Origin of the sequence: Bacillus sp. HNG, assembly GCF_003400205.1 — a bacterium.
GTDB lineage: Bacteria > Bacillota > Bacilli > Bacillales > Bacillaceae_L > Ferdinandcohnia.
The window spans coordinates 1-1,976 of record NZ_QUQV01000043.1 but is presented as its reverse complement, the minus strand read 5'-3'; the positions used below and the strand labels follow the sequence as shown (position 1 = coordinate 1,976).

2 protein-coding genes are annotated in these 1,976 nt (G+C 37.8%); both read left to right on the top strand.

The window, feature by feature from the left end; translation table 11 throughout:
• The first annotated feature begins 237 nt into the window (after positions 1-237).
• Positions 238-1,571, top strand: a protein-coding gene (locus DZB84_RS24535; RefSeq protein WP_116354905.1) for an IS3 family transposase whose coding sequence is annotated in 2 segments (ribosomal slippage) — positions 238-648 and positions 651-1,571 — 1,332 coding nt in all. Because the reading frame shifts where the segments join, the coding sequence is not laid out codon by codon here.
• 85 nt (positions 1,572-1,656) lie between these two features.
• On the top strand, positions 1,657-1,842 hold the full coding sequence (locus DZB84_RS24530) for a hypothetical protein (protein WP_116354904.1): 186 nt from the start codon (positions 1,657-1,659) through the stop codon (positions 1,840-1,842).
• Positions 1,843-1,976 lie beyond the last annotated feature (134 nt).

The window sequence follows — 1,976 nt, the reverse complement described above, 5'->3', positions numbered from 1 at the left end:
GCTTCCCAATGTTGGTGTTTATCAAAAAATATTCTTCTCAATATATTGGTCTCCATAAAATGAAAATACCACAGCTTAAATGACTGTGGTAGACCCAAATTTTTATACTTTCTTATCTTTTAAAAAAGGCTACCGTCTTAAATAAACTGTACCCTGTGTAGTAGACACATTAAAAAAAGTCTGCTGCACAGGGTCTTTTTATGTACAATAGATTAAAAATAGTGCGGGAGAGATAGTATGAGTAAAAAAATATTCTCGGAAAAAGAGATCGAATTACTAGCTAAAAATCCATATGTAAAATCAGTAAGTCCCAAAGGTATTACCTATTCAGATGAGTTTAAGGAGCACTTTATAACTCAAAATGACCTGGGGAAGTTTCCTAGAGAGATATTTGAGGACTGTGGGTTCGATACTGAGGTATTAGGTATGAAACGGATTGAGTCTTCTGGAAAAAGATGGCGAGAAGCTTATCGTAAGCACGGAATTCTAGGACTTCGTGATACAAGATCAGGAAACTCAGGTAGACCAAGGGAAAGAGAGCTTTCCACTGAAGAAAAATATGCAAGGTTAGAGGCCGAAAATAACCTGTTGAAAGCAGAGAATGAACTATTAAAAAAGATACGATTCGTAGAAAGGGGGATGAAGAAGAAATAAAATTGTCAGCTGACCAGAAATTTAACCTTATTCATTCCGTTATCGAGAAATACAATCTAACAAGGATGGTAACCCACCTCTGTAAAGTAGCTGGAGTGTCCCGCCAGGGATACTATAACTACTTTTCTGCTAAACAAGTTCAGAGAAGGAAGGATCGGGAGAAAAAGGATGAATCCCTTCGGGACCTGGTTTTAAAAGCATACAATTTCAAGAACCGTAAGAAAGGGGCTCGTCAAATTAAGATGGTATTGGCAGGTCAGTTTAGTGTTGTTTTCAATCTTAAGCGAATCAGAAGAATCATGAAGAAATACGGGATTGAGAGCCCTTTTAGGAGAGCGAACCCCTACAAGCGCATCATTAAGGCTACGCAGGAGCACAAGGTCGTCCCGAACTTACTTAACAGGGAATTCAAACAAGGAATCCCACACAAGGTCCTTCTTACGGATATAACCTACCTATATTTCGGAAAAGGTAAAAGGGCTTATTTATCAACCATTATTGACGCTTCCACCAATGAAGTCTTAGCTCATCAGGTCTCTGATCGAATTACTTTAGATATCGCTACGGATACACTTAAGAAGTTAAAGAAAAACAGGAGAATCAAACTGGCTAAAGGAGCTTATATACATTCTGATCAGGGAGGTCACTATACCAGCCCTGTTTATCAAAAGCTGGTGAAAAAATTCAAATTGGAACAATCAATGTCTAGGAGAGGTAACTGTTGGGACAACGCCCCACAGGAATCATTCTTTGGTCATTTTAAGGACCTGGCTGATATAAAATCATGTGAAACTTTAGAAGAACTTAAGCAAGAAGTGAAAGCTGCCATCCACTACTACAATCACTACAGATATCAATGGAATATGAAAAAGATGACCCCTGTTCAATACAGAGATCATCTTCTTAAAGTAGCCTAGCTTTTTTTAAAATGTCCTTTACAAGGGGTACAGATTAAAAAGTCGGTAGCCTTTTTTCTAAAACAAGAAGGGAAGAGACTTCATAGTGAGTTTTAACAATGAAATACCTAAAAAAGTACATAAATACGGTAATACGACAGTTATTATCCATTCACCATTAGTCCTTATGACTCCAGAAGAGCGAAAGCAATGGTTTGATGAAGAGTGGAAAAAAGGGAATCCAATCCTAAAACAAATAGCTGAAGCTGTAGAAGATTGTTATCGGAAGTAAATAATTTAAGGAGCATTCCTGTAATAAAGAAATTTGAGAGTTGAAACAAAAAGAGCCCTCTTGGTATAGTACGAGGTGTCCGAAGCTGCAGCGCAAGGACCCTTAATTAAGTAACCAAGGAGGACTCACTAATG